22 protein-coding genes, 3 tRNA genes, 1 rRNA gene, 1 other RNA gene and 1 riboswitch are annotated in these 25,518 nt (G+C 66.2%); of the genes, 25 read left to right on the top strand and 2 right to left on the bottom strand.

The features are described from left to right. Window position 1 precedes the first annotated feature (1 nt). The 12 genes from murD (at window position 2) to C811_RS08520 (ending at window position 12,490) form a co-directional block, all read left to right on the top strand. Window positions 2–1,483: a UDP-N-acetylmuramoyl-L-alanine--D-glutamate ligase gene (gene murD / locus C811_RS08575; RefSeq protein ID WP_016309162.1), complete on the top strand. Its 1,482-nt coding sequence runs from the start codon at window positions 2–4 to the stop codon at window positions 1,481–1,483. A 29-nt stretch (window positions 1,484–1,512) separates the two neighbouring features. Further along, window positions 1,513–2,829, top strand: a complete 1,317-nt coding sequence (locus C811_RS08570) for an FtsW/RodA/SpoVE family cell cycle protein (protein ID WP_016309161.1) — start codon at window positions 1,513–1,515, stop codon at window positions 2,827–2,829. Between the two features lie 3 nt (window positions 2,830–2,832). Next, entirely contained in the window at window positions 2,833–3,948 is a 1,116-nt protein-coding gene (murG, locus tag C811_RS08565; protein WP_016309160.1) for an undecaprenyldiphospho-muramoylpentapeptide beta-N-acetylglucosaminyltransferase, read from the top strand. Between the two features lie 38 nt (window positions 3,949–3,986). After that, window positions 3,987–5,369 (top strand): UDP-N-acetylmuramate--L-alanine ligase, encoded by a 1,383-nt coding sequence (gene murC, locus C811_RS08560; protein WP_016309159.1) that lies wholly within the window; start codon window positions 3,987–3,989, stop codon window positions 5,367–5,369. Between the two features lie 11 nt (window positions 5,370–5,380). After that, a complete protein-coding gene (gene murB, locus C811_RS08555; protein WP_016309158.1) occupies window positions 5,381–6,373 on the top strand; it encodes a UDP-N-acetylmuramate dehydrogenase in 993 nt (330 codons plus the stop codon). Beyond that, a complete protein-coding gene (locus C811_RS08550; protein ID WP_016309157.1) occupies window positions 6,366–7,406 on the top strand; it encodes a cell division protein FtsQ/DivIB in 1,041 nt (346 codons plus the stop codon). The genes murB and C811_RS08550 overlap by 8 nt, the downstream gene beginning before the upstream one ends. Window positions 7,407–7,672: 266 nt before the next feature. Beyond that, window positions 7,673–8,797, top strand: coding sequence for a cell division protein FtsZ (gene ftsZ / locus C811_RS08545; RefSeq protein WP_016309156.1), 1,125 nt, complete (start codon window positions 7,673–7,675; stop codon window positions 8,795–8,797). A 22-nt stretch (window positions 8,798–8,819) separates the two neighbouring features. Then, complete coding sequence (locus tag C811_RS08540) at window positions 8,820–9,647, top strand: purine nucleoside phosphorylase YfiH/LACC1 family protein (RefSeq protein ID WP_016309155.1); 828 nt, start codon at window positions 8,820–8,822, stop codon at window positions 9,645–9,647. A 4-nt stretch (window positions 9,648–9,651) separates the two neighbouring features. After that, the gene (locus C811_RS08535) at window positions 9,652–10,344 is read left to right on the top strand and encodes a YggS family pyridoxal phosphate-dependent enzyme (protein ID WP_016309154.1); all 693 of its coding nucleotides are present in this window, start codon (window positions 9,652–9,654) and stop codon (window positions 10,342–10,344) included. 113 nt (window positions 10,345–10,457) lie between these two features. Then, window positions 10,458–11,279: a cell division protein SepF gene (gene sepF / locus C811_RS08530; RefSeq protein WP_016309153.1), complete on the top strand. Its 822-nt coding sequence runs from the start codon at window positions 10,458–10,460 to the stop codon at window positions 11,277–11,279. 66 nt (window positions 11,280–11,345) lie between these two features. Beyond that, a complete protein-coding gene (locus C811_RS08525; RefSeq protein ID WP_016309152.1) occupies window positions 11,346–11,603 on the top strand; it encodes a YggT family protein in 258 nt (85 codons plus the stop codon). Window positions 11,604–11,659: 56 nt separating this feature from the next. Next, complete coding sequence (locus C811_RS08520) at window positions 11,660–12,490, top strand: DivIVA domain-containing protein (RefSeq protein WP_016309151.1); 831 nt, start codon at window positions 11,660–11,662, stop codon at window positions 12,488–12,490. Window positions 12,491–12,550: 60 nt separating this feature from the next. On the opposite strand, the gene rnpB is transcribed toward C811_RS08520, so the two are convergent. Then, window positions 12,551–12,921, bottom strand: an RNA gene (gene rnpB / locus C811_RS16125) — RNase P RNA component class A. Between the two features lie 48 nt (window positions 12,922–12,969). On the opposite strand from rnpB, the gene C811_RS08515 reads away from it, so the two are divergent. From C811_RS08515 to C811_RS08460, 12 genes are all read left to right on the top strand, one after another. Continuing rightward, window positions 12,970–13,596, top strand: a complete 627-nt coding sequence (locus C811_RS08515) for a thiamine diphosphokinase (RefSeq protein WP_016309150.1) — start codon at window positions 12,970–12,972, stop codon at window positions 13,594–13,596. Window positions 13,597–13,607: 11 nt separating this feature from the next. Further along, window positions 13,608–13,737: riboswitch (TPP riboswitch) on the top strand. Beyond that, window positions 13,726–15,096 carry a phosphomethylpyrimidine synthase ThiC gene (thiC, locus tag C811_RS08510; RefSeq protein ID WP_016309149.1) on the top strand — a complete coding sequence of 457 codons (1,371 nt, stop codon included), beginning with the start codon at window positions 13,726–13,728 and terminating at the stop codon, window positions 15,094–15,096. It overlaps the preceding riboswitch by 12 nt. 161 nt (window positions 15,097–15,257) lie before the next feature. After that, the gene (thiE, locus tag C811_RS08505) at window positions 15,258–15,935 is read left to right on the top strand and encodes a thiamine phosphate synthase (RefSeq protein ID WP_016309148.1); all 678 of its coding nucleotides are present in this window, start codon (window positions 15,258–15,260) and stop codon (window positions 15,933–15,935) included. Window positions 15,936–15,975: 40 nt separating this feature from the next. Further along, window positions 15,976–16,572 carry a cysteine hydrolase family protein gene (locus C811_RS08500; RefSeq protein ID WP_016309147.1) on the top strand — a complete coding sequence of 199 codons (597 nt, stop codon included), beginning with the start codon at window positions 15,976–15,978 and terminating at the stop codon, window positions 16,570–16,572. A gap of 6 nt (window positions 16,573–16,578) precedes the next feature. After that, window positions 16,579–17,433: a bifunctional hydroxymethylpyrimidine kinase/phosphomethylpyrimidine kinase gene (gene thiD, locus C811_RS08495; RefSeq protein WP_016309146.1), complete on the top strand. Its 855-nt coding sequence runs from the start codon at window positions 16,579–16,581 to the stop codon at window positions 17,431–17,433. Between the two features lie 348 nt (window positions 17,434–17,781). Continuing rightward, window positions 17,782–18,966, top strand: a complete 1,185-nt coding sequence (locus C811_RS08490; RefSeq protein ID WP_016309145.1) for an FAD-dependent oxidoreductase — start codon at window positions 17,782–17,784, stop codon at window positions 18,964–18,966. Between the two features lie 4 nt (window positions 18,967–18,970). Next, window positions 18,971–19,354: a cytochrome c3 family protein gene (locus C811_RS08485; protein ID WP_016309144.1), complete on the top strand. Its 384-nt coding sequence runs from the start codon at window positions 18,971–18,973 to the stop codon at window positions 19,352–19,354. 111 nt (window positions 19,355–19,465) lie between these two features. After that, the gene (locus tag C811_RS08480; protein ID WP_016309143.1) at window positions 19,466–20,161 is read left to right on the top strand and encodes a TetR/AcrR family transcriptional regulator; all 696 of its coding nucleotides are present in this window, start codon (window positions 19,466–19,468) and stop codon (window positions 20,159–20,161) included. Window positions 20,162–20,356: 195 nt separating this feature from the next. Continuing rightward, window positions 20,357–20,430, top strand: a tRNA-Gln gene (locus C811_RS08475). 24 nt (window positions 20,431–20,454) lie between these two features. Beyond that, window positions 20,455–20,531: transfer RNA gene (locus tag C811_RS08470), tRNA-Glu, on the top strand. 55 nt (window positions 20,532–20,586) lie between these two features. After that, window positions 20,587–20,663: transfer RNA gene (locus tag C811_RS08465), tRNA-Glu, on the top strand. 164 nt (window positions 20,664–20,827) lie between these two features. Then, window positions 20,828–21,577, top strand: coding sequence for a sulfite exporter TauE/SafE family protein (locus C811_RS08460; RefSeq protein WP_016309142.1), 750 nt, complete (start codon window positions 20,828–20,830; stop codon window positions 21,575–21,577). A 109-nt stretch (window positions 21,578–21,686) separates the two neighbouring features. Here the strand turns inward: C811_RS08460 and C811_RS08455 are convergent, their stop codons facing one another. Then, complete coding sequence (locus tag C811_RS08455; RefSeq protein WP_016309141.1) at window positions 21,687–23,126, bottom strand: CCA tRNA nucleotidyltransferase; 1,440 nt, start codon at window positions 23,124–23,126, stop codon at window positions 21,687–21,689. A gap of 492 nt (window positions 23,127–23,618) precedes the next feature. On the opposite strand from C811_RS08455, the gene C811_RS08450 reads away from it, so the two are divergent. Next, window positions 23,619–25,130 (top strand): 16S ribosomal RNA (locus C811_RS08450). The last annotated feature ends 388 nt before the right edge of the window (window positions 25,131–25,518 follow it).

Raw genomic sequence — 25,518 nt, 5'->3', positions numbered from 1 at the left:
CATGGGGGCGCGCGAGTATCTGGAAGGGCGCAAGCTCGCCCCGGCGAACCTCGGGCGCGTGCTCGTGCTCGGCCTCGGCAAGTCGGGCCGCGCCGTGGCCGACTACTGCCTGAACCTGCTGGGCGGCCGCGTGGAGGCGCTCGCCGTGGCGACGGGCGCGCCGGGCGCCGATGCCGAGGCGTGGGCTGAGACCGCGCGGGAGCGGGGCGCGGTGGTCATGTTCGACCACGAGGCTATCGAGGGCGTCTACGACCTGTGCATCGCAAGTCCGGGCATCTCCCAGTTCTCCGATTTCTACGGCAGCGCCCAGGCGGCGGCCGCCGAAGTGGTGAGCGAGGTGGAGTTTGCCTGGCGCGAGAGCGCCGCCGACGCGAAGTGGGTGGCGGTGACCGGCACCAACGGCAAGACCACCACGACGGCCCTGATCGCCCACGTGCTGCGCCATGCCGGCTTTGACGCCGCGGCGGTGGGAAACATCGGCGATACGTGCATCGAGGCCGTGGCAGCGGGGGAGACCGAGGTCTACGTCGCCGAGGTGTCGAGCTATCAGCTGGCCTCTACCCGCGACTTCGCCCCGAATGCGGCGGTGGTGCTCAACATCACCCCCGATCATGTGGCGTGGCACCGCAGCCACGAGAACTACGCGGCGGCCAAGTGGAAGGTGCTCGCGAACTTGAAGCGCACCCCGGGTGCCATGGCGATTCTCGTTGCCTGCGACGAGGAGGTGCGCGCGGCTATCCGCGCGGCGCGCGAGGCCGGCGGGTTCCCGTTTCCCTATGCGCCCGTGGGCACCGCGGCGGGCGTGGGGGGCGACATGCGCGCGGCCTGCGGATCAGCGAACGCGGCGTTCCGCGGAGCGGGAGGGCGCCTTATGGTGGCGTTGGGCGGCGAGGTCTCCGAGCTCGTCTCCGTCGACGACCTTCAGATCAAGGGCTCCCACAACCAGGCCAACGCCCTGGCCGCGGCATCGGCCGCCCTGGCGCTCGGCGCGCCGGCGTCGCTTGTGGCCGAGGGGCTTCTGTCCTTCGCGCCCCTGGAGCATCGCATCGAGCCGGCCGGCAGCGTGGCCGGCGTGGCTTGCTATAACGATTCCAAGGCCACGAACGTCGACGCGACGCTTGTGGCGCTGACGGCGTTTCTGCCCGCGCGGCCTGTGGTGTTGCTCGGCGGCCGCGACAAGGGAACCGATCTGGCGCCGCTCGTGGCGGCCTGCGAGGAGAGCGCCGCGGCGGTCGTGTGCTTCGGCGAGGCGCGCGAGCGCTTTGAGGCGGCCTTTGCGGGCTCGCGGGTTCTGCGGGTGCTCGGTGCTCCCACCATGGAGGCGGCCCTCGATGAGGCCTTGGCCGTCGCCACGCCCGACGAGGTTGTCCTCCTCTCGCCGGCCTGCGCCTCCTTCGACGAGTTCTCCTGCTTCGAGGAACGCGGCGATGTCTTCAAAAAGCTCGTGGCCGCCCGTGCTGCGGCGGTTCGGGCAGGCGCATGAGCCGCGCCGCGCGACAGAGTCCTTCCACGATGGGCCCCTTCTTGCAGGGGCCTCGTGTTCTCCTGCTCCTGTGCGTGCTCGCGCTGGTGCTCATCGGGCTCGTAATGGTGTTTTCCGCCTCCATCGTTAAGGCCCTGGAGAACGGCGCGCCCGCCGAGACGTTCTTCCGCAATCAAGTGATCTACGCTGTGCTCGGCGTCATCGTCGCCCTCGTGCTGTGGAAGGTCGTGCCCTACCATGTGTGGATCGGGCCTTTGGTGTGGATCGTGTGGGGTGTGGCCGTCCTGCTCATCTTCGCGGTGTGGCTCGTGGGCGTCGACCACTACGGCGCCCAGCGCTGGCTCGCCGTCGGAGGCACCGAGATGCAGCCCTCCGAATTCTGCAAGATCGCCTTTCTGCTCGTGGCCGTGCGCCTTTTAGTGGACTACCAAAGCGGGGCGGTTGATTTTCGCGCCGCTATGGTCCGCGCGTTTCTGTTCGTCATCCTGCCCGTAGGACTTATGTACCGAACCCAGTCCGATCTGGGCACCACGGCCATCTGCTTCGTGGGTATTCTCGCGGTGCTCTGGATGGGCGGGGTGAGTCGGCGGGCTATCGCGGCACTGCTCGTAGCCGCTTTCGTGGGCGGCCTCATCGCTGTGTTCGGCACCGGCTATCGTGCCGACCGTATGGTGTTCCTCGATCCGTGGAACGACGGGAAGGGCGGCTACGGCACCGGCTACAACATCATCCGCTCGTTCTACGCGCTCTCCGAGGGCGGCCTGTTCGGCGTGGGCCTCGGCAACTCCCATGAGAAGTTCCAGTACCTGTTCGCCTCCGAGAGCGATTTCATCTTCGCGGTTATCGGCGAGGAGCTGGGGCTTGTGGGCGCCATGGCCGTTATCGCGCTGTTCTTCGGGGTGCTCCTCTCGGGGCTCTCCATTGCCGAGGGGTCGCCCGACGAGGTGGGATCCATGATCGCCGGCGGCTGCACGGTGATGCTCGTCTTTCAGGCGTTTCTGAACATCGCCTGCGTTATCGGCGTGTTTCCCACCACGGGCAAGCCCCTGCCCTTCATTTCGTCGGGCGGCACGTCCATGCTCGCGTCGTTTATCTTGGTGGGGCTCGTGCTGTCGGTCTCGAGGGCCGATGCGGCCCCGTCCGTCTACGAGCAGCGTCGGGCCGACTTGCGCCTCGTGAAGCAGGGGCGTGCGGAAGGAGCCGAGCGTGCCGGGCGCACCCGGTTTGTCGACGATGCGGGCCCCCGCGACGCGCGGGCCTGCGCGCAGCGGCGCCGGCCTGCGGGATCCGCCGATAGAGCCGGCGGCCGATCCGAAAGAACCCGATCCCGATCTTCGAGGAGGTAGGCTATGCTGGCAGTGCTTTCCGGCGGCGGAACCGCCGGCCATATCAATCCGGCCCTCGCCTTGGCCGAGGAGCTGACCGCGCGCGGGTGGGAGGTGCGCTTCGCCGGCACGCCCGAGGGGGTCGAGGCCCGTCTCGTGCCGGCGGCCGGCGTGCCCTTCACTGCTTTCGAGGCCTCGGGATTCGATCGGGCGCACCTGCTGTCGCTGCCCCGCGGCGTGGCTAAGATCGCCGCATCCACGGCCAAGGCGCGGAAGTGGTTCCGCGAGATCGAGCCCGATGTGGTCGTCGGCTTCGGGGGCTATGTGTCCATTCCCGTGGCCCGCGCCGCCGAGAAGGCGGGCATTCCGGTGGTGCTGCACGAGCAGAACTCCGTAGCCGGCATGGCCAACAGGTACCTCGCGAAGAAGGCCGAGGCGGTATGCCTGACCTACGAGCACGCTCGGGCCGGATTGCCTGAGGGCGCATCGGTGCGCCTGACAGGCAACCCGGTGCGCCGCCAGGTCGTCGAGGCCGACCGCGCAAGTGGCCGGGCCCTGTTCGGCTTGGGCGAGGACGACTTCATGCTGCTCGTCTTCGGCGGCTCTCTCGGGGCGCGTCATATCAACCAGGCCGTCGTCGCGATGAAGGACGACCTGCTGGCCCGGCCGCACCTGCATGTGGTGCACATCACCGGTCCGAAGGAGCTCGATGCGGTGCGCGAGGCCCTGGCGCTCACGCCCGACGAGGAGCGTCGCTGGCATGTAATGGGCTACCAGGACCGCATGGGCGAGACTATGGCCGCTGCCGACGCCATCGTCTCGCGGGCCGGCGCCACCTCCCTTGCCGAGATCTCCGCTCTGGCCATCCCCGCGGTGCTCGTGCCCTTTCCCTACGCTACCGAGGACCACCAGACCACCAACGCCCGCTCTTACGTGGAGGCCGGCTGCGCCTTTATGGTGCCCGATGCCGAGCTTGAAACCGAGAGCTTCGCTCAAGCCGTCTCGCTGCTTATCGACGACGAAGCGGTGCGCGAGGCCCAGCGCGACGCCGCGCGGGCGCAGAAAACGACCGAGGCGGCCGCGATGTTGGCAGATGTCGTGGAAGCGGCGGCCCAACCGGTCGCGCGTGCTGTACAATAGCGAAGTTTGAACACGAGACGGGTGTAAGGCGGTTGGCTATGAGCACGGACAAGCTTCACTTCATCGGAGTCGGCGGCGTCGGCATGAGCGGCATCGCGCGGGTCGCCCACGATCAGGGTATGGAGGTGTCGGGCTCCGATTTGAAGGAGAGCCGCTATACCAAGCAGCTGCGCGACGCGGGCGTGACCGTCTTCATCGGCCAGGACGGCGCGAACATTCCCGAAGGAGATCCCATGGTCGTGGTGTCCACGGCCATTCTGGACAACAACCCCGAGCTTATCGAGGCGCGCCGCCGCGATTTGAAGATCTGCCACCGTGCCCAGATGCTGGCTCATCTGGGGCGCAACCTGGACACGCTCGCCGTGGCCGGCACCCATGGCAAGACGACCACCTCGTCCATGCTCGCGAGTACCCTGGACGCCATGGGGTGCGACCCCACCTTCCTCATCGGGGGCATCGTGCGCGCCTACGGCACCAACGCCCATTCCGGCACCGGCGACTACTACGTGGTGGAAGCCGACGAGTCCGACAAGTCCTTCACCTACCTCACGCCGGCTGCGGCCATCGTCACCAACATCGAGGCCGATCATCTGGATCACTACGAGGGTCTCGACGAGATTTACTCCCAGTTCCGCATGTTCATGGAAGGGGTGCGCGAGGGCGGCCCTATCGTGGTGTGCGGCGATGACGAGGGGCTCGTGGCGCAGGCTCGCTCGACGAAGCGCCCGGTGATCACCTACGGCTTTTCCGAGGGCTGCGATGCCCGGGTGACGGTGTGGGAGGCCGCCGGCGTGGGCACGCGCTTCACGCTGCGTTTGCCCGACGGGCGCATGGTGGCCAGCTCCATCAAGCAAAACCCGGGCCTGCACAATGTGGCCAACGGCGCGGCGGTGCTTACGCTCATCGACGCGCTGGGTCTCGACGTGGAGACGGCCGCCGAGAAGCTCGGCGAGTTCTCGGGCGTGCGCCGGCGCTTCGATCTGGCCGGCGAGGCGGCCGGGGTGACGGTGGTGGACGACTACGCGCACCACCCCACCGAGATCGCCGCCACCATCAAGGCGGCCAAGGAACTCGACTTCAAGCGCGTGCATGTGCTGTTCCAGCCGCATCGCTACTCTCGTGCGGCACTGTTCACCGAGGTGATGCGCGACGAGTTCGGGGCCGCCTTCGACGGGGCCGACACAGTGACGTTCATGGACGTGTACTCGGCCGGAGAGGCGCCGGTGCCCGGTATCACGGGCAAGACCTTTCTCGCGCCCGTAGTGGAGCACGGCCATGGCGGAACCCGGTACGTGCCGCGTCGCATCGACGTGGTGCCCGCCATGATCGAGGTGGCCGAGCCGGGGGACCTGATCATCACCATGGGCGCCGGGGACGTTACCGCCGTGGCGCCCCAGCTCGTCGACGAGCTGGGCCGCTAGGGGTTGCGTCCATGGCCCGTCACGCCTCTCCGCTCCAATCGCTGCTCGTAGACGATCGCTTTGACGGCGATGTGTACCCCAACGAGCCTATGAGCCGGCATACCACCTACCGTATCGGAGGCCCGGCGCGTTTCTTCGTGCGCGCCAACTCCATCGGCGCGCTCTGCAGTCTTGTCGACGTGTGCGCGGATGGGAACGTGCCGTGGGTCGTTGTGGGCCGTGGCTCCAACGTGCTCGTGGCCGACGAGGGCTTCGGCGGCGTGGCCATCGCCCTCGGGCGCGACTTCCGCACCTCGCGGTTCGAGGACGGCCGCTTCATGGTCGGCGCGGGGGCCACGCTCTCCTCGGTGGTGCAGGACGCCTTCCGCCGCAATTTGGGCGGCTTCGAGTTCGCCGTGGGCACGCCGGGCACGGTCGGCGGGGCCCTGCGCATGAATGCGGGCTCCCGGGACGAGTGGATCGGCGAGCGCGTGGTGACGGTGACCACCTACCGGCCCGGGCGCGGCCTTCTGCGTCGTCGCGGCTCGGAGCTCTCCTGGGGCTATCGCGAGAGTTCGTTCTCGCCCGACGAGGTCATCTTGGAATGCGAGCTGTCCGCCGAGGCGGCCGACCCGTTCAAGGTGCGGGATAAGATGGAGGAGAACCTGGCGCGCCGCCAGCAGACCCAGCCCCTGTCGCTTCCCACCTGCGGCAGCGTGTTCAAAAACCCCGACGGCGCCTCGGTGGGCAAGCTCGTGGAGGAGCTGGGGCTGAAGGGCACGTGCGTGGGCGGTGCCCGGGTGTCCGACGTGCACGGCAACTTCATCGTGAACGCCGGTGCGGCCACGGCGGCTGACGTGCGTGCGCTCATGGAGCACGTGCGTCGCTGCGTGGCGGCCACGTTCGGTATCGATTTGGTGCCCGAGGTGCGCATGGTGGGCTTCGGCGCCGACGCACCGCGGGCGGCTGCCGCCGACGCGCCCGTGCACGGCGCTCACGGCGCCGTCGGGGAGCATCATGGCTAGGGGAGGGGCGAACAACCCCCGTTACAACAAGACCGCCGCCCGCCGCGCCGTACCCTCGTCGAGCTGGCAGCCCGCCGCCGGTCGGATGCCGTCGCCGCGCTCGAGATCCGCGCGCGGCGCATCGGCGCCCACGAGCCGGCCGTCTTCGGGCCGCGCCGCCTCCACGCGCAAGGCGGTGACCTCGGTCCGTTTGGGCGACATGGATCGTTCGCGCGCATCCCGTCGCGCTACGACGTTGCGCGAGGGCGTTGCGCGCCCCAAGCGCTCCGGCGCCTTTCGCGTAATCGTGGCCTTGGCTGTGACGGCGGCGGTGCTCGGCGTGGTCTATGCGGGCCTCTACTTCTCCTCGGCCTTCACCATCGAGAAGGTGGAGGTGACGGGCGCCGATCATTTGACGAGCGACGAGATGGCGGTGCTCGCAGCGGTGCCCCAGGGCACCACCTTGCTCAACGTGGACGCCTCGGCGGTGGCCGACAGCGTAGTGCGCGATGCCTGGGTGGCCGACGTGAGGGTGAACCGCCATTTTCCCAACACGCTGGAGATCGCTGTGACCGAGCGCAAGATCGCCGCCGTGGTGGACGTGGTGGCCGACAACGCCAAGACGACCCAGCATTGGGCCATCGCCTCCGATGGCATGTGGCTTATGGAGATTCCCGATCAGAATTCCGAGCTGGGGCAGTCCATCAGTCCGCAGATCTACGAGGATGCCGGCAGCGTGCTGCACATCACCGGCGTGCCCTTCGGGCTCGCGCCGGAGGTGGGAACCTACTGCACCGACGGCAACGTGAACAATGCGCTGGAGATTCTGGGCGGCTTGACCGGCGAGCTGGCCGACCAGGTGAAGGCCGTCTCGGCCACCGACGCGCAGTCGACGCTGCTCACCCTGGAAAACGGCATCCAGATCGCCTTCGGAACCGCCGAGGACATTCGCGATAAGGAGCGCATCTGCCTGGAGATCATGGCCAAGAACGAGGGCAAGGTCGCCTATATCAACGTCCGCGTCCCCGACCGTCCTACCTGGCGTGCCGTATAGCGGGATGCCTTTGTCCGGGGAGGGCGATTCTCCTGTTACCGGTCAAGGAGCCGCGCGGCGCTTCGAAATCCTGGATCGGTAATCTGTCGTATTCGTGGACGTGGGGAATCCTTTGACCGCGCCAGTCGTTGCAATGGGCAGCTCATCGTGTACAATATCCCCACATAACGGCTGCTCGAATGAGCGGCTCAAAGGGCGTGCCTGCAAAGGCCCGTGAAGAACGATTGAAAAACGCAGCAATAAACGCAGCTAGTGTGGAGGAAACCATGGCGAATATCTCGGGCGGAGATCATCTGGCGGTCATCAAGGTCGTCGGTGTGGGCGGCGGCGGCACCAATGCGGTGAACCGCATGGTGGAAGCCGGCGTGAAAGGCGTCGAGTTCATTGCGGTCAACACCGACCGCCAGGCGCTGCTCATGTCCGACGCCGATAAGACCATCCACATCGGCGAGGAGCTGACGCGTGGTCTGGGCGCCGGCGCGAACCCGCAGGTGGGCTGCCAGGCTGCCGAAGAGAGCCGCGCGGAGATCCGCGAGGCGCTGGCCGAGGCCGACATGGTCTTCGTCACCGCCGGCGAGGGCGGCGGCACGGGCACGGGCGCGGCCCCCATCGTGGCCGAGATTGCTCGTGAGGAGATCGGCGCCCTCACGGTGGGCGTGGTCACCAAGCCCTTCTCCTTCGAAGGCCGTCTGCGTCGCAACCAGGCCGACCAGGGCATCGATCTGCTCTCGCAAAAGGTCGACACTCTCATTGTGATCCCCAACGACCGCCTGCTCGAGATCGTCGATAAGAAGACGTCCATGATCGACGCCTTCCGCATCTGCGACGACACGCTGCGCCAGGGCATTCAGGGCGTCACCGATCTCATTACCATCCCCGGCCTCATCAACCTCGACTTCGCCGACATCCGCACCGTCATGAAAGATGCGGGCACGGCCATGATGGGCATCGGCGTGGCCACGGGCGAGAACCGCGCCCTCGACGCCGCCCAGCAGGCCACCTCTTCCAGCTTGCTGGAGTCCTCCATCGCCGGCGCTTCCCGCGTGCTGTTCTCCATCGCCGGCGGCCCCGACCTCACGCTTACCGAGGTGTCCGAGGCGGCCCGCACCGTGGAGGCCTGCGCCGACGACAACGCGAACATCATCTACGGCCAGATCATCGACGAGGAGCTGCGCGATGCGGTGCGTATCACCGTTATCGCCACGGGCTTCAAGGTGGGCGCCGCCCAGGCGTCCATGGATTTCGCCCCGCGCAAGGACCTGTTCGCCTCCACCGAGGCGCCCGCGCCCCAGCCGGTGCAGCAGGCCCCGGTCACCTTCAGCGCGCCGGCGCCTGCAAACCGCTTTGCCGACGAGGACTACATCCCCGACTTCCTGAAGCGCTCGCGCTAGGAGAGAGGCCCGACGACGCCCTATGGCACTTCCCCTGCCTACATTGCAGGCCCGCGCTTGTGCGGGCCTGTCCTTTTTAACCGACGAGCCGCTTTTCGCCGCTACGGGCCTGCGTGTGGGGTTCTCGCGGCGCTGGGGCGGCGTGAGCGAGGCGCCCTATGACAGCCTGAACCTCGGCGACCACGTGGAAGACGACCCGGCCGCCGTTGCGGAGAACCGCCGCCGCCTGCTCGATGCCGCCGGCCTTGCCGCCACCGAGATGCTCACGTTGAACCAGGTCCACGGCGACAGGGTGCTCTCATTGTCGTCTGCCGACGCCCCCGCCTTCGCGGCCGTCGCCGCCGCTGCTCGCGCGGGCGCCGACGGCGTGGCGGTGGACGTGCCGGGGGTGACCGCGCTTCTGTGCTTCGCCGACTGCACGCCGGTGATCGTCGCCTCTCCCACGGGGGCCTTCGCCGTGGCCCACGCCGGCTGGCGCGGGGCGCTCGCCGGTATTCCCGCGAAAGCGGTCAGTGCGGTGGCGGCGCTGGACGCCGAGGCCGGAGCTTTGACAGATGCGGGCGATTTCAACGCCTACATCGGCCCGCATATCGCCGCGGCCTGCTATGAATGCGGCGAGGAGCTCGTGGGCCGCTTCGTCGAGCGCTTCGGTGAGGCCTGCGCCCTCGGAACCGATCATCTGAATCTCGAGATGGCCGTGCGCGCCAGTCTTGCCGAGGCGGGTATTGCCGCGCGGCGCATCGCGGCGGCGGGGGAGTGCACCGCCTGCTGCGATGACCGCTATTTCTCATACCGCAAGAGCGGAGGGCGCTGCGGACGCCACGGTGCTTTTGCCGGTCGAAAGGAGTGACGACATGAATACGGCTCAACGCTACCGGACGGTCGCCGACGAGGTGGCGGAGGTGTGCGCGGCCTGCGGGCGCGCCCCCGGATCGGTGCGCCTGGTCGCGGTGTCGAAGACCGTGGGCCCCGATGAGGTTGCCTGCGCCCTGCAGGCCGGTGCACGGGATTTCGGCGAGAACCGACCCGACCAGATCGTTGCCAAGGCCCCGGCGTTTCCGCAGGCCCGTTGGCATTTCATCGGGAACATCCAGTCCCGGCGCATTCCCGATATCGTGGGGGCCGCGACCCTCATCCACTCGCTGTACCAGCTTCGCCACGCCGAGAAGATCGATCGCGCAGCCGAGGCTCTCGGCAAGGTGCAGGACGTGCTCGTCGAGGTGAACGTGTCGGGGGAGGCGTCGAAGAGCGGCGCGGCTCCCGAAGAGGCGCTCGCCCTCGTGCGCTCGTGCGCCGCGCTTCCCCATGTGCGCGTCTGCGGGCTCATGACCATGGCGCCCCAAGGCGATCTGTCCGTGGCGGCCGATACGTTCCGCGGCCTGGCCGACTTGGCGGGCGAGATTCGCGCTCAGCTTCCCTCCGACGAGGCGGCTGCGTTCACCGAGCTTTCCATGGGCATGAGCGATGACTGGCGCGAGGCCATCGCCTGCGGCGCCACCATTGTGCGCGTCGGCCGTGCTATCTTTAGCGAATCTTTTCAGGAGTAGCCCCGAACCTGCTATGATGGTGGATGGCTTACAGCGGGAGGGAAAAAGACCCCCGTGTCTTTCAACGAACAAGAACGCGGCCCCGCGGTCGCGAAAACGAAGCAGGAGGCCCCATGGATCTGAACGACGGCAAGCGCATGTTCGGCGACATCAAGTCGAAACTGGGCTTCGGTCGCAAGGACGACCACGAGGAGTTCTACGACGATTACGAGGAGTTCGATGACGGCGAGGACTACGGCGAGTACGGCTACGACGAGAGCTACACCCGCACCTCCGCCCGCTCGAGCTACGATCGCTACGACTCGGTGACGACGCGCGAGCCGGGCGTGCGCTCGTCGGGCCGCTCGAGCATGCCGCGCCTCGTTTCCATCGACGACGTGCGTGCCCGTACCCAGGTGCCCTCGCTGCCCGATGACGGTGCGATTTCCACGCGTCGCTCCTCAGGCTCCAGCTCCTTCCGCACCATGGTGGACTCCTCGCTGCCGCCCCAAATGACCCCGGAGGGCACCGCGGCGGCCTCGGCGGCGGCCTCGGCGGCTCACCATGCGCGTTCAGAGGGTCTCAACTCGCTGTTCGAGCCGACGGCGCCCGCGCCTTCCGAAGACCGCGGCGCAGCGCGCAGCTTCACCTCGTCCAGCAGCGCGGCCGCTGTCGGCCGCACCGCCCCCTCCCGTACGGTGAAGGTGGTCAAGCCCGTGGCCTACAACGACGCCGAGGCGGTCTCCACAGCGCTTAAGCTGGGGGATGCCGTGGTGCTGTGCCTGACGGGCACGCCCGATGCTCTGGCCAAGCGGATCCTCGACTTCTCGTTCGGCGTGGCCAGCGCCCTCGATGCCAATGTGGAGTGCGTGGGCAACAAGGTGTTCGCCCTTACGCGGATCAACGAGCTTTCCGAAGCGGAGCGCTCGTATCTGCGCAGCCAGGGTCTGATCTAATAGCCGCATAGGGTCGCAAACGGTACGGCAACGGCGTTTCGCGGCCCGTGATAAGGAGTCTGCTCTATGCTATTCTCGCTTCTCGTCCGTCTCGTGGACGCGTACTCCATGATCATCTTCATTTACGTGATGATGTCGTGGCTCCCGAACACCCAAAGCGGCGTGATTGGCGATGTGTACCGAGCGCTGGGGAAACTCTGCGACCCGTACCTCGACTTGTTCCGAAAGTTGATCCCGCCCCTTGGAGGTATGGTGGATGTAACTCCCATCATCGCCTTGCTTGTATTACAATTCGGGGTACGTCTGCTCGCTTGGCTCATCTAACCGAGCGATGAGCATTCAGGTAACAAAGGCAACGTAAGAAGGGCTAGGGTAACTACATGGCTATCACCGCCTCCGACATCCACAACCAGAGCTTCTCTATCGATCGTAAGGGCTACGATGTCGACGAGGTGGACGTCTTCCTCGAGCATGTGGCCGACGAGATCGACATTCTGAACGACACCATCGCCCAGCTGCAGGCGCAGCTGGAGGAGGATCGCTTCAGCGGCTTCGACGCGCCGGCTGCCTCCACGGTGGCCATCACCGAGACGGTGGCTGCCTCGGTTGACACCGCCGAGTACGATGCCCAGCTCGCCCAGAAGGACGCGATCATCGCCGATCTGGAGCGCCAGCTCAACGACAAGCGCGCCGACGACAACGCCATCGCCCAGGCCCTCATCATCGCCCAGCGCTCCGCTGACGAGATTCTCGCCAAGGCCAATGCCAACGCCACGGAGACCATCCAGGACGCCCGCGACGAGGCCCAGCGCATCATCGATCGCGCCAACACCGACCGTCAGGACGTCATCGACGCCATTCGCAAGCTGCAGGACGATCGCGAGGATGCGCGCGAGGAGTATGCCGACCTGCTGAAGGACATCATCTCCGACGCCTCCCGCAAGCTGGCCGACATCGGCGCCAACGTGCCGGCCGCCGCCGCTGCTGCCGGCGACGGCGAGTACGATGTGGCCGCCGGTCTTACGGGCAACTTCGAGATCGACGAGTACGTGGCTCCTTCCTCCTATGTGACGCCGGCCGCCCCTGCGGCCGCTCCGGCCGCTTCGGCGGGCATTGCCGTGGCCGCTGCCACGCCGGTGGCCTCGGCCTACGAGAAGGATCTCTCGGGCTTCGGCGACGCTGACGACTTCGAGTTCGAGGAAATCGACTAACCTGCCGCGATAGAGCGCCAAGGAACACGAAAAGGCCCTTCGGGGCCTTTTCTTTTTGAGAAAACGAGCGGGCCGGTAAGCCGGGTTCTGTCGTGGGACGGCCATTTATCTCGAACGCCTGTCGCCAGACGCCTCTAGCACGCAACCCGAGCGCACGGCGGGCCACCGTATGGCGCTCCTATTTGCGCTTGCTCCAGATGGGGTTTACCAAGCCGCGCTGTTGCCAGCGCGCTGGTGCGCTCTTACCGCACCGTTTCAGCTTTTCTCCCGTTTCGTGCGTGCCGCGCAGGCGGCACGTTTCGCGCGGGGGAGTCTTCTTTTCTGTGGCACTTTCCGTCGGGTCGCCCCGCCCAGCCGTTAGCTGGCATCTTGCCCTGCGGAGCCCGGACTTTCCTCGCACCCGATGGGTACGCGGCCGTCTGGCCCGCTCGCCTGTGGTATTGTAGCAGAAAGGACGGAACTTGCCAGAAGGGACTTTCGTGACCACCTACGCTCTTATCGGCGCCTCGGATTTCAACGCGGCATACTTCGCCGAGCGCGCGGCCCGCGGTGCTTTCGATGCCGTTATCGCTGTGGACGGCGGCTTCGCGTCCCTTGAGGCGGCGGGCTGCGTGCCCGATCTTGCTCTGGGCGATTTCGACTCTCTGGGCTTCGTGCCCGAGGGCGTGCCCGTGAAGTTATTTCCAGCGGAGAAGGACGCTTCGGACATGGAGCTGGCCCTGGAAGAGGCGCTGACGCGCGGCGCCGGAGCCGTGGAAGTGTACGGGGCCCTCGGCGGTCGGCTCGACCACACACTTGCGAACCTGTCGCTTCTGGCCTCGTTCGCCGAGCGCGGGCTGGACGTGGTGGCCGTGGGGGAGCGCGAGCGCATCGCACTGCTGGTAGGGCCGGGTGAGTTGCTGATCGAGGCGGCCGACGAGGGCATCGTGTCGGTGTTCTCCCTTTCCGATGTGGCCACCGGCGTGTGCGAGGAGGGGCTGAAGTACGGTCTCGACCACGTTGCGCTCACCAACCGCACGAGCTGGGGGCTTTCCAACGAGCTCGCGGGTGCCGCCGCCCGCATTTCCGTGGAAAGCGGCACACTCGCGGTGTTCCTGCCGTTATAATAGCGACCACAACCTCATATTCGGGGAGCTTGCAGCCGCCGTATGGGCGGCCGGGCAGGCTGAGAGGAGGCGCCGCATACGCCTCGACCCGCCGAACCTGCTGTGGGTAATGCCAACGAAGGGAGTTTTATGATCGAAGATCGCACAACGTCCGTATCTGCCGCCGTCTCAGCCCCGGCCGCTGCCGCACCCGTCACCCAGATCGATTATGCCCGTGCCGGCATCGTCACGCCCCAGATGGCCGCCGTGGCCGCCGCCGAGGGCCGCGAGCCCGAGGCCATCCGCGCTGCCGTGGCCGCCGGCCGCATCGCCATTCCCGCCAACATCCACCATGCGAGCCTGACACCGGGCGGCGTGGGCTCCACCTTGGACGGCGTGCCGCTGACCACCAAGGTGAACGTGAACCTCGGTATCTCTGGCGACTTGGCCGACGAGGCGACGGAATGGGAGAAGGTGGCCGTGGCCCTGGAACTGGGGGCCGATGCCATCATGGATCTGTCGAACTCCGGCAAGACGCGCGCCTTCCGCACGAAGCTTATCGAGCAGTCGCCGGCCATGATCGGCACGGTGCCCATGTACGATGCCATCGGCTATCTGGAAAAGTCCCTCATCGCCATCACGCCCGAGGACTTTTTGGAAGTGGTGCGGGCCCATGCGGAAGACGGCGTGGACTTCGTCACCATCCACGCGGGTATGAACCGCCGGGTCATCGAGTCGTTCAAGGAGACGGGCCGCCTGACCAACATCGTCTCCCGCGGCGGCTCCCTCATCTTCGCCTGGATGGAGGCCACGGGGCGTGAGAACCCCTTCTACGAGTACTACGACGAGGTACTGGCCATCCTGCACGAGCACGACGTGACCATCTCGCTGGGCGATGCCATGCGTCCCGGCAGCGGCTACGACGCCACCGATGCGGCGCAGATCGCCGAGCTCATCGAGCTGGGCAAGCTCACGCGTCGCGCTTGGGATGCCGGCGTGCAGGTGATGGTGGAGGGCCCGGGACATATGGCCCTCGACGAGATCGCCGCCAATATGAAGCTGCAGAAGCGTCTGTGCCACGATGCCCCCTTCTACGTGCTGGGGCCGCTCGTGTGCGACATCGCCCCCGGCTACGACCATATCACGGCCGCCATCGGCGGGGCCGTTGCGGCCACTGCGGGCGCCGACTTTTTGTGCTATGTGACCCCGGCCGAGCACCTGCGCCTGCCCGACGCGGCCGATGTGCGCGAGGGATTGGTGGCCACGAAGATCGCCGCCCACGCCGCCGACATCGCCAAGGGCGTGCCCGGTGCCCGTGACCGCGACAACCGCATGAGCGACGCCCGCCGGCGCGTGGCCTGGGACGAGATGTTCGATCTGGCCCTGGATCCGGCCCGCGCCCGCGCTGTCTTCGAGAGCGCTCCGCCCTCCACTGAGGGCACCTGCACCATGTGCGGCAAGATGTGCGCCATGAAGACGGTGAACGACATCATGGACGGACTCACTGTTTCGTTGTCCTGACGGACAACGAATTAAGCCGACGCTGTGGCTCCGATAGGCACCTGGCCTTGCCCCTTGTTTCGCGCGCGGCGTTGGCCGAAGCCAACTTGGTGCGAAGGCGGGGCAATTCCAGGCACCTATCGGACCCTCGCTGACATGGGTTCAACCCGGGAGGTAAGAACATGTTCGATAAGAAAAACCTGAAGGCCGCGTTGCGCCTATACGCGGTGACCGACAATGCGTGGCTGGGGGAGCGTACCCTGGCCTCGTGCGTGGAAGAGGCACTTGAGGGAGGCGCCACCTTTGTGCAGTTGCGTCACAAGGGGGCCGATGGGGCCGCGCTGCGCACGGAGGCCGCCGAGCTTTTGGCCCTGTGCCGGGCGGCCGGGGTTCCCTTCGTGGTGAACGACGATGTGGAGTGCGCGCTCGCGGTCGGCGCCGACGGGGTGCACGTGGGCCAAGACGACATGGCCTGCGAGCGGGCCCGGGCGTTGCTCGGTCCCGATGCCATCGTGGGCGTGAGCACCCAGACGGTAGAGCAGGCCCGCGCTGCCGAGGCCGCCGGCGCCGACTATCTGGGAGTGGGCGGCGTGCGCGGTACGGCCACCAAGCCCGAGGCTGGCGTGCTCGCACCCGAGGAGTTCCGCGCCATTGCCGCAGCGGTGGATATCCCCATCGTGGCCATCGGCGGCATCAACGGCGACACGCTGCCACTTCTGGCCGACCTGAGCGTGGACGGCGCCGCCGTGGTGAGCGCCATCTTCGCCGCCGACGATATAGCGGCGGCGACCCGCGAGCTTTCTCGTATCATGGATGAGGTGCTGCCCCGTGAACGAGGGGCTGCGAACCCGCAAGCCTAGGCCGGCCTGCTTTCGCGGCCGCCATCGAGAGAGGACGATCATGCTGGGAGACGAGAACAACAACGACCTGGTGAACCTGGACGCCATCGATCGCGCGAAGTGCGCGCTGCTTGTCATCGACGAGTTAGGGGACCCCACGGGCGGCCCGCTGGAGGCCGTGCTTCTGCCCTCCATCCTGCAGACGGCGAAGCTTACGACCGCTGCCCGCGCGGCCGGTGTGCCCGTCATCTTCACCAACGACGCGCACCTGCCCGGCATCGATCGCGAGTTGGCCCTGTGGGGCGCCCACGGCATCGCCGGCACGCCCGAGGCGCAGACCTCGCCGTTTTTGGACCCGCAGCCCACCGACTACGTGGTGGAGAAGCGCCGCTACAGCGGCTTCTTCCAAACGGGGCTGCTTCTGCTGCTGAACGAGCTGGGCGTGGACACGCTCATCTGCTGCGGTATGGACACGAACATCTGCGTGAAGCACACCGTGGCCGATGCCTACTTCAACAACTTCAATATCATCGTCGTGGATGACGCGACGGCAACCTTCCTCGTGGGAAATCAGGAGGAGGGCATCGAGTACATGAAGGTGTGCTACGCTGCAAAGGTCATCAATACCGATGAGGCCGTGAAGTTCATCGAAGGGTAGGCCCCTATGAAGGCAGTTCTCACCATCGCCGGCTCCGATTCCAGCGGAGGCGCGGGCATCCAAGCCGATCTGAAGACCATCGTCGCTCACCAGCTCTTCGGGGAGAGCGTCATCACGGCGCTCACGGCCCAGAACACCACGGGCGTGGCCGGCGTGCTCGATGTGGACCCCGCCTTCGTAGGCGCGCAGATCGACGCCGTGTTCGAGGATATCCGCCCCGATGCGGTGAAGGTGGGCATGGTCTCGTCGCCGGCCATCGTCCGCGCCATTGCCGATGGGCTGCGCCGGCACGGTGCCGCCAACATCGTGGTGGACCCGGTCATGGTCGCCACCTCCGGCTCGGCGCTCATCGCTGATGCGGCGGTGGACGCGCTGGTGGCCGAGCTGTTCCCCGTGGCCGCGGTCGTCACGCCGAATATTCCCGAGGCCGAAGTGCTCGCCGGCATTGCCATCTCCTGCGCCGCCGACGTGGAACAGGCCGCCCGCCTTATCGCCGACCGCATCGTGGCGGCCCGGCAAACGGCACCCGACTTCGCCGACAGCGACGCGCCCGTTCCCGCCATCATGATCAAGGGAGGTCACGGGGTGGGCGAGCCCGATGCGGCCGACGATTACCTGCATCTGGCTCACGGCGAGCACGTTTGGCTGCGCGGGCCACGCATCGAGACCCGCAACACCCACGGTACGGGCTGCTCCCTTTCCTCGGCCATCGCCTGCAACCTGGCCCAGGGCTTCGCCGTCGATGTGGCCGTGCGCGAGGCCAAGGCCTACGTGGCCGGTGCCCTGGCGGACGGGCTCGATCTGGGGCGCGGCAGCGGTCCTCTGAACCACATGTGGCGCTACGGCCCGGTGCCCTGCTAGGCTTGCGTTCGGCGCCCTCCGCATCGGCGCGGTTCACCGGCTCGCTTCCCCTCCCTTCTCATCATCGGGTTTTCCGTAGAACCCATCGGCCCCGCTTCGGCGGGGCTCTTTTGTTCCCTCAGTCTCTTTACAATGTAAAGTAAAGTCGCTATGATGCGCATTGCACTGCTAACTTTACAGTGTAAGGCCCGTGTGGCAATGAAGGAAAGGACGGGTCTGAGGTATCTGGCGAACCCGTGAGAGGGGTTCGGGGAGAGAAGGAGGAACCATGAAGGAGAGAAGCGTATCCCGGCGCGATTTCCTGCGCGGCGCCGGTGCCGTGGGCGCCTCGAACCGATCCGCACCTACGTGGACTGCTCCGGCGAGGCCACCGACTTCTGGCAGACCATGCTCGACAAGGGTTCCAACGGCTTCGTCATCACGCCGGTCGAGGAGCCTCCCTCCTCCAACGGCATGCCGGCCGTGACCAATCTCATCCCCACCGAGCTCGGCTTCTACGACAGCCCCTGCCTGCCGCCCGATGCCGGCGTGCGCTCCGGTTACTCGGGCATCTACGTGTGCCTGGAAATGCAGGAAGTGGCCAAGCAGTACAGCAATCTGGAGCTGCGCTTCTCCACCCCGGCCGTGCAGCTGGTGCGCGAGGGCGCTGGTGTGACCGGTGTCATTGTGAAGAACGCCGACGGCACCTACGGGCGCATCAACGCCGCCAAGGGCGTCATCCTGGCCACGGGCGGCTACGACGCGAACCCCGAGCTCATGGAGGCCTGGACCCGACCGGAGGACTACGCCACGTCCAGCTGGCGGAATCCCGGTTGGGGCACCACCGGCGACGGCCACCTCATGGGCCTCAAGATCGGCGCCCAGATGGATCCGTGCCCGCAGCCGGTCATGAACTTCCGCTGGGGCAACCCCGACTCGTTCTTCGATGCCCGCACGTGGAACGCCATCTACTTCGGCCTCATGATCAACCCCGAGGGCAAGCGCTTCGTGCGCGAGGATCTACCCTTCCAGGCCGTGTCCAACGCCCAGAACGCCCAGCCCGGCTATGGTGCCGGCTGCTTCCAGGTGTTCGACGAGAACATGATGGAGGGCATGGACGACGCCGCCATCGAGGAGTTCAAGGGCCGCGGCTGGCTCTTCGAGGGCGCCACGCCCCAGGAGCTCGGCCAGGCCGCCGGCATCGACGGGGAGAACCTCGCCGCCACTATCGAGCGCTACAACGGCTTCTTCGCCGGCGGCATCGATGAGGACTTCAACCGCGATCTGGCGACCACCATGCCGTTCACGGGCACGCGCCTCTTCGCGCTGACCACCAACAGCTGCGTGCTGGCCACGGGCGGCGGCCTCACCATCGATGGCGACTGCCGCGTGCTCGACGTGGACGACAAGGTCATCGAGGGTCTGTACGCCGTGGGCAACGCCTCGGGCAATTTCTTCGCGGGCAACTACCCGCGTCATATTCCGGGAACATCCATCGGCCGCGCCATCACCTTCGGCTATGTGGCCGCCGAGCACGCGATGAAGGGGGAGTAGTCCTATGAAGAAGAACATGATCAAGCTGGCCGGCGTTGCCTGTGCGGTGGCCCTCTGCGCGGCCCTGGCCGCCTGCGCGCCGGCGACTCAGTCCACGACCGAGGATGCCGCCGGCGGCGTCCACACCGAGATGGCTGATACGGGCGACGGCATGTACGTCTCCGACGAGCAGTGCCTGTCCTGCCACGGCGGCTCCTACGACGCCCTGGCCGAGACCACGGCCGACTACGGCCTGTCGAACCCCCACGGCTCCATTCACGGCGGCCCCAACTCCTGTGTGAACTGCCACGCCCGGGACAAGGAAGTCACCGACAACCAGTGCGACAACTGCCACAGCTGGCCCCATAACCCCGAGCAGGGTCCGGGCACCGCGCTCCAAGCGGCCTAGGGATCGGGTCTGGATTCCAGATGGGGAAGAAGGCGGCGCGCTCCTCGCGGGCGCGCCGCTTTTCTATACTTGCCTTACGAGGTAAACGCGACGGAGAAGGGAGTCGCCCCCATGGGACATGCCCCGGCCGCTAAGGAGCGCCCGGCGCTCACGCGCGACCACATCGTTCAGGTGGCGACCGAGCTCATCGAACGGGAGGGCCTCGGCGCCTTCACCATGCGCGCGCTCGGCCGCGATCTGGGCGTGTCGGCCATGGCGGTGTACAGTCACTTCGTTTCCCGCGACGAGGTTCTCTGCGCGGTGCTCGAGCGGTTCATGGGCACGATGGATACCGATCCGGTTCCCGGGGAGCGTTGGGACGACACCCTGCGTCGCACCATGACCTCCATCTACCGGGAGGAGCTGGCCCATCCCGAGGTGGCCTCCATCGATGTGAACCCCCAGGCAGCCGGCAACGGCCTGGCCGCCCATACCGAGAAGATTGTGAGCCTGCATTTGGCCCAGGGCATGCCCGAGCCGGTGCTGCGCCAGGCCTGGGCTATGGTGGACGCCTATCTCGCCGGATTCGTCGGCAATGCCATTGCCTTGCAGGCTGAGGCGGAGCGGAAGGGGGTTTCCGCTGCCGAGCTGAGGGAAGAGGGAGGGGGCGGCGCTGACGGGGAGGCGGCTGCGGCGCCGCTGTGGCAGCGCATCGTGCGAAGCGCCTACACCGAGGAGGCCTTCGCCCACGGCGTGGAGATCATCATCCAGGGCATCCGTGCTCTGTCCGCCCCCGATCCCTGCGCATGGCGCACTCCCGAGGAATAGCCTGTCGCTTGCGAACAGCTCCCGACTCCACAGGGCTCCACGCCGCCCGAGAGCAGACCGCGCTGTCTCTGCCGCCCGTACCGCTTGAGGGGTATTCCGAAAAAAGAGAAAATTGGGTCTTGACGGACAGCTCCTTCATCATTAATATACTCACTTGCGCTTACCGCTTTAGCGGTTCGTGCGAAGAATTGTCGTTGGGGTGTCGTCTAATGGCAGGACAGCGGTTTCTGGTGCCGTATGTGAGGGTTCGACTCCTTCCACCCCAGCCATTTTCATCGCGCGAAGCACTATGTGGCTCCGTCGTCTAGCGGTTTAGGACGCCGCCCTCTCAAGGCGGAGGTCGCCGGTTCGAATCCGGTCGGAGCTACCAGGGAAATCGGGCCGGGAGGTGTTTATCCCTCCCGGCTTTATGAAGCGCACTATGTGGCTCCGTCGTCTAGCGGTTTAGGACGCCGCCCTCTCAAGGCGGAGGTCGCCGGTTCGAATCCGGTCGGAGCTACCAAGAACTCACGAGCCGCCTGCGGGCGGCTCTTTTCATGTCTGAGCGATGGCGGTCGTCGCCGGGGCGAGGAGGCAGCCGCGAGACCGCGGTGTCCCGCATCCTGCGGCTGTTAAAGGGACGAGGCTGGAGTTCGTCTAGTCGAACGGACGGCGGAAAGGGTCTCCATGGAATTTCTCATCGTGTGCCCGCTGGCGCTCATCGCCGGCTTCGTCGATGCCATCGCCGGCGGGGGAGGGCTCATCTCGCTGCCCGCTTACTTCTTCGCCGGCCTTCCCGCCCATGCCGCTATCGCCACCAACAAGCTGTCGAGCACCCTGGGCACCGCTGTGGCCTGTGTGCGCTATGCGCTGTTCGGCTATATGGTGAAGCGGTTCGTCGTCGTGGGCGTTGTCTGCGGCCTGGTTGGTTCGGCCGCGGGCGCGAACCTGGCCCTGCTTGCCGATGCCACGGCACTCATGGTGTTCATGCTCGTGGCCCTGCCGCCTGTGGCTGTGCTGGTGTTTCGCGCCAAAGACCTCAACCGGTTCTCCGAGCGGCCTCTGCCGTCGGTCGCCGCCCTCGCAGCGACCGCGGCCATCGCCCTGGTCGTGGGCATCTACGACGGCTTCTACGGGCCGGGCACCGGCACCATCCTCATGCTGCTGCTCGCCGCGGTGGGCCGCCAGGACGTGAAGAGCGCGGCCGGCACCACCAAGGCTGTCAACCTGGCTACGAACGCGGCGGCTCTCGCGGTGTTTCTCGTCAACGGTCAGGTGCTCATCGCCCTCGGGTTGGCCGCTGCGGCGTTCAACATCGTGGGCAACTGGCTCGGCTCCACCTTCTTTGACAGAAAGGGGGCGCTCGTCCTGCGCCCCATCATGCTCGTGGTCATCGCGCTGTTCGCCGTCAAGCTCATCGCCGATCTCATCGCCTAGATGTTGCGTGCCGATGGGCTGCCCGTCCCGGCAACATACGGCATGAGCGACAGGCTGCCGCACATGCCGCGCGCCCGTTATGCTCGGGCCCTCCTCGGCTGGCGGCCGCCTATTCGGCTGACGCCACGCTCCTTGCGAATGCCAGCAGCGCCTCGCGTTCGTTGGGCACGCGCTCATCAATGACGGCGCCGAGCGCGGCATCCAAGATGCGGCCCACCTCGGGCCCGGCTTTCACGCCGAGGGCCATCACATCGTTGCCGCTGATGGCGAGCTGCTTCACCGTGAAGGCCTCCTCGGCCGCCAGCACTTCGTGCAGGGCGGATCGCAGTTCTTCGGCTTCATCGGCCCGAGGCGCGCAGAAGGGAGCTTGGGCGAGCGCATCGGCCCGCTTGATGTCGCAGAGCGCCTCGAACAGGTCGGTGCGACCGCCCAGCCGCCCGAGCATTCGGCGCACCGCCCGCGAGTTCGCCGGCACTACATCGTCGTGGGTGCGCACGAGCGTCGGCGCGTCGCGCCGCAGCCATGCGGGGAAGGGCAGGCGCCGCATAATGCCCTCGGCCAGTACGACGCTCACGGCGGCATGGCCGTAGAAGTGCTCCACAAGCTCGCCATCGCGCTTCTCGAAGAAGGCCGCCGCCGGCTTGCCCATGTCGTGGAATAGGGCGCTCCAGCGCTGCAGGGGCTCGGGCGGTGTGTGCTGCACTACCCAGGCGGTGTGCTCCAGCACGTCGTATATATGGTACTTCGTCACCTGCTCGCAGCCCTTCATGGCCACCAGCTCCGGGAGCACGAAGGCCAGCACGTCCACGCAGGCCATGAGGGCGTCGTGCACGTAGTCGCCGCAGAGGAAGCGCTCCAGCTCGCGGTAGATGCGCTCGCCCGATACCTTGCGCAGCAGGTGCTTCGACGCCAGCATGGCATCGAAGGTGGTCTTCTCGATGGCAAAACCCAGCTGCGAGGCGAAGCGGCAGGCTCGCAGGATGCGCAGGGCGTCCTCGGAAAAGCGGCTCGTCGGATCGCCCACGCAGCGAATGATGCCGCGTCCGATGTCCTCGGCGCCTCCGAACGGATCGATGATGCCGCGATCGGGGTGATAGGCCAGCGCGTTCACGGTGAAATCGCGCCGCAGCAGATCCTCCTCTATGGTGGCAGCGGGCGTTACCGCATCGGGGTGTCGCCCGTCGCTGTAGGTGCCGTCGCAGCGATAGGTGGTGATCTCCAGCGGCTCCCCATCCCGAACAACCGTCAGAGTGCCATGGGCCACCCCGGTCTCCACCGTGCCCCAGCCTTCGTCGCGAAACGCCTTCTGCACCAAGGGCCACGGCAGATTCGTGGCCAGATCGACATCGTGAACGGGTCGCTCCAGAAGCGCGTCGCGCACGCAGCCACCCACGCACCACGCCTCGCCCCCGGACTCCTCCAAGATACGCAGGGCTTCACGGGCAACATCGGGAAGGGGAAGCGCCCCCCTTCGGATGGAAGCCGCTGAGCCGTTTTCCATCGCAAAACGGAAGGGTTGGGCGCTGATGTTGGGGTTGCGATGGGCCATGGGCGTATCCTTTAACGTGTATTGAAGCTAAGAGTGCCCAGTATAGCGGTCTCTCTTTGCGAAAAAGTTTCCACCGATGTCAGAAAGGAAAGATTTTCAAGAAATCTCAAATTGACCCCTTGCGCTTCTATGGAAGATGGGTATTATAAGCAAGTTGTCTTTTTTGGAAGTGCGGAAGACAACCTCGCAAGGCTCTTCGCGGTGAGAGACGAGAAAGCAAAGTTGTCAAGATTTTGTGAACGAGTTGACACCGATTGGAGAAGCGCGTAAAGTACTTCCTTGCGCCGCTCGCGAGAGACGGCGGCGGGGAGAGGCCCCGCGGCACCTTCACAACCGGATACTGAGGATGGAAGCCCGAGATTCATCTCGGGCGTCAGACGGACATTCGAAGCGAAAAGCTTTACTTTTATCCCCGTCGGGGCCACGGGCCCCGCGGAGAGTTTTAACAGAATCGAGACTCACACGATCTGTGGCGCCCGGAAGGGCGCTGTTTGAACGGAGAGTTTGATCCTGGCTCAGGATGAACGCTGGCGGCGTGCCTAACACATGCAAGTCGAACGGTTAAACCGCCCTCGGGCGGACATACAGTGGCGAACGGGTGAGTAACACGTGACCAACCTGCCCCGCGCTCCGGGACAACCGCTGGAAACGGCGGCTAATACCGGATACTCCGCGGCCCCCGCATGGGGGCGGCGGGAAAGCCCCGACGGCGCGGGATGGGGTCGCGGCCCATTAGGTAGTAGGCGGGGTAGAGGCCCACCTAGCCGACGATGGGTAGCCGGACTGAGAGGTCGATCGGCCACATTGGGACTGAGATACGGCCCAGACTCCTACGGGAGGCAGCAGTGGGGAATTTTGCGCAATGGGGGAAACCCTGACGCAGCAACGCCGCGTGCGGGACGAAGGCCCTCGGGTCGTAAACCGCTTTCAGCAGGGAAGATCCAAGACGGTACCTGCAGAAGAAGCTCCGGCTAACTACGTGCCAGCAGCCGCGGTAATACGTAGGGGGCGAGCGTTATCCGGATTCATTGGGCGTAAAGCGCGCGTAGGCGGCCGCCTAAGCGGAACCTCTAACCCCGGGGCTCAACCTCGGGCCGGGTTCCGGACTGGGCGGCTCGAGTGCGGTAGAGGAGAGCGGAATTCCCGGTGTAGCGGTGGAATGCGCAGATATCGGGAAGAACACCGATGGCGAAGGCAGCTCTCTGGGCCGTCACTGACGCTGAGGCGCGAAAGCTGGGGGAGCGAACAGGATTAGATACCCTGGTAGTCCCAGCCGTAAACGATGGGCGCTAGGTGTGGGGGGATCCCCCCTCCGTGCCGCAGCCAACGCATTAAGCGCCCCGCCTGGGGAGTACGGCCGCAAGGCTAAAACTCAAAGGAATTGACGGGGGCCCGCACAAGCAGCGGAGCATGTGGCTTAATTCGAAGCAACGCGAAGAACCTTACCAGGGCTTGACATGCGCCTGAAGCCGCGGAGACGCGGTGGCCGAGAGGAGGGCGCGCAGGTGGTGCATGGCTGTCGTCAGCTCGTGTCGTGAGATGTTGGGTTAAGTCCCGCAACGAGCGCAACCCCCGTCCCGTGTTGCCAGCATTAGGTTGGGGACTCGCGGGAGACTGCCGGCGTCAAGCCGGAGGAAGGTGGGGACGACGTCAAGTCATCATGCCCCTTATGCCCTGGGCTGCACACGTGCTACAATGGCCGGTACAGAGGGTTGCCACCCCGCGAGGGGGAGCGGATCCCGGAAAGCCGGCCCCAGTTCGGATCGCAGGCTGCAACCCGCCTGCGTGAAGCCGGAGTTGCTAGTAATCGCGGATCAGCACGCCGCGGTGAATACGTTCCCGGGCCTTGTACACACCGCCCGTCACACCACCCGAGTCGTCTGCACCCGAAGCCGCCGGCCGAACCCCCCCCTGGGGGCGGAGGCGTCGAAGGTGTGGAGGGTAAGGGGGGTGAAGTCGTAACAAGGTAGCCGTACCGGAAGGTGCGGCTGGATCACCTCCTTTCTAGGGAGAACCTAGGCCGTCTTCTCCATTCCCCAGCATCCGGCTGCGAGGGCCCCTTGAGGCCCCCGGCACCTTGACAGCTGCATAGCGCGTGACATGAAAATGTCGCACATGATCAACACCTACATCAATTCCCTAAGCTGAGGCTTTAGGTTCGATGGGTGTTCGCATCATGGACACGACGATTCATCACGATCGCGAACGTATGTTTTTATCTTACGACGGATTTTTAATTCTCATAGATCTAAACCAGAGGACGAAGCCGGGGCCTTGTCGGCCCCGGCGCCTAGGGTATCTGAGGAAAGCGAAGATACCGAGGGCGCACGGCGGATGCCTTGGCACAGGAAGTCGACGAAGGACGCGGCAAGCTGCGATAAGCTGCGGGGAG

This window comes from Adlercreutzia caecimuris B7 (genome assembly GCF_000403355.2).
In the GTDB taxonomy this organism is placed as follows: Bacteria; Actinomycetota; Coriobacteriia; order Coriobacteriales; family Eggerthellaceae; genus Adlercreutzia; species Adlercreutzia caecimuris.
This window is presented reverse-complemented; position numbering and strand designations above follow the sequence as displayed.

What these genes read in the sequence shown, in the direction of transcription:
- C811_RS08550 (WP_016309157.1), top strand. Translation starts at nt 6,366, where the DNA reads ATGGCTAGGGGAGGGGCGAACAACCCCCGTTACAACAAGACCGCCGCC.
- C811_RS08570 (WP_016309161.1), top strand. Translation starts at nt 1,513, where the DNA reads ATGGGCCCCTTCTTGCAGGGGCCTCGTGTTCTCCTGCTCCTGTGCGTG.
- thiC (WP_016309149.1), top strand. Translation starts at nt 13,726, where the DNA reads ATGATCGAAGATCGCACAACGTCCGTATCTGCCGCCGTCTCAGCCCCG.
- C811_RS08485 (WP_016309144.1), top strand. Translation starts at nt 18,971, where the DNA reads ATGAAGAAGAACATGATCAAGCTGGCCGGCGTTGCCTGTGCGGTGGCC.
- murG (WP_016309160.1), top strand. Translation starts at nt 2,833, where the DNA reads ATGCTGGCAGTGCTTTCCGGCGGCGGAACCGCCGGCCATATCAATCCG.
- thiE (WP_016309148.1), top strand. Translation starts at nt 15,258, where the DNA reads ATGTTCGATAAGAAAAACCTGAAGGCCGCGTTGCGCCTATACGCGGTG.
- C811_RS08535 (WP_016309154.1), top strand. Translation starts at nt 9,652, where the DNA reads ATGAATACGGCTCAACGCTACCGGACGGTCGCCGACGAGGTGGCGGAG.
- C811_RS08525 (WP_016309152.1), top strand. Translation starts at nt 11,346, where the DNA reads ATGCTATTCTCGCTTCTCGTCCGTCTCGTGGACGCGTACTCCATGATC.
- thiD (WP_016309146.1), top strand. Translation starts at nt 16,579, where the DNA reads ATGAAGGCAGTTCTCACCATCGCCGGCTCCGATTCCAGCGGAGGCGCG.
- C811_RS08480 (WP_016309143.1), top strand. Translation starts at nt 19,466, where the DNA reads ATGGGACATGCCCCGGCCGCTAAGGAGCGCCCGGCGCTCACGCGCGAC.
- C811_RS08540 (WP_016309155.1), top strand. Translation starts at nt 8,820, where the DNA reads ATGGCACTTCCCCTGCCTACATTGCAGGCCCGCGCTTGTGCGGGCCTG.
- murC (WP_016309159.1), top strand. Translation starts at nt 3,987, where the DNA reads ATGAGCACGGACAAGCTTCACTTCATCGGAGTCGGCGGCGTCGGCATG.
- C811_RS08520 (WP_016309151.1), top strand. Translation starts at nt 11,660, where the DNA reads ATGGCTATCACCGCCTCCGACATCCACAACCAGAGCTTCTCTATCGAT.
- murB (WP_016309158.1), top strand. Translation starts at nt 5,381, where the DNA reads ATGGCCCGTCACGCCTCTCCGCTCCAATCGCTGCTCGTAGACGATCGC.
- sepF (WP_016309153.1), top strand. Translation starts at nt 10,458, where the DNA reads ATGGATCTGAACGACGGCAAGCGCATGTTCGGCGACATCAAGTCGAAA.
- C811_RS08500 (WP_016309147.1), top strand. Translation starts at nt 15,976, where the DNA reads ATGCTGGGAGACGAGAACAACAACGACCTGGTGAACCTGGACGCCATC.
- ftsZ (WP_016309156.1), top strand. Translation starts at nt 7,673, where the DNA reads ATGGCGAATATCTCGGGCGGAGATCATCTGGCGGTCATCAAGGTCGTC.
- C811_RS08460 (WP_016309142.1), top strand. Translation starts at nt 20,828, where the DNA reads ATGGAATTTCTCATCGTGTGCCCGCTGGCGCTCATCGCCGGCTTCGTC.
- murD (WP_016309162.1), top strand. Translation starts at nt 2, where the DNA reads ATGGGGGCGCGCGAGTATCTGGAAGGGCGCAAGCTCGCCCCGGCGAAC.
- C811_RS08455 (WP_016309141.1), bottom strand. Translation starts at nt 23,126, where the DNA reads ATGGCCCATCGCAACCCCAACATCAGCGCCCAACCCTTCCGTTTTGCG.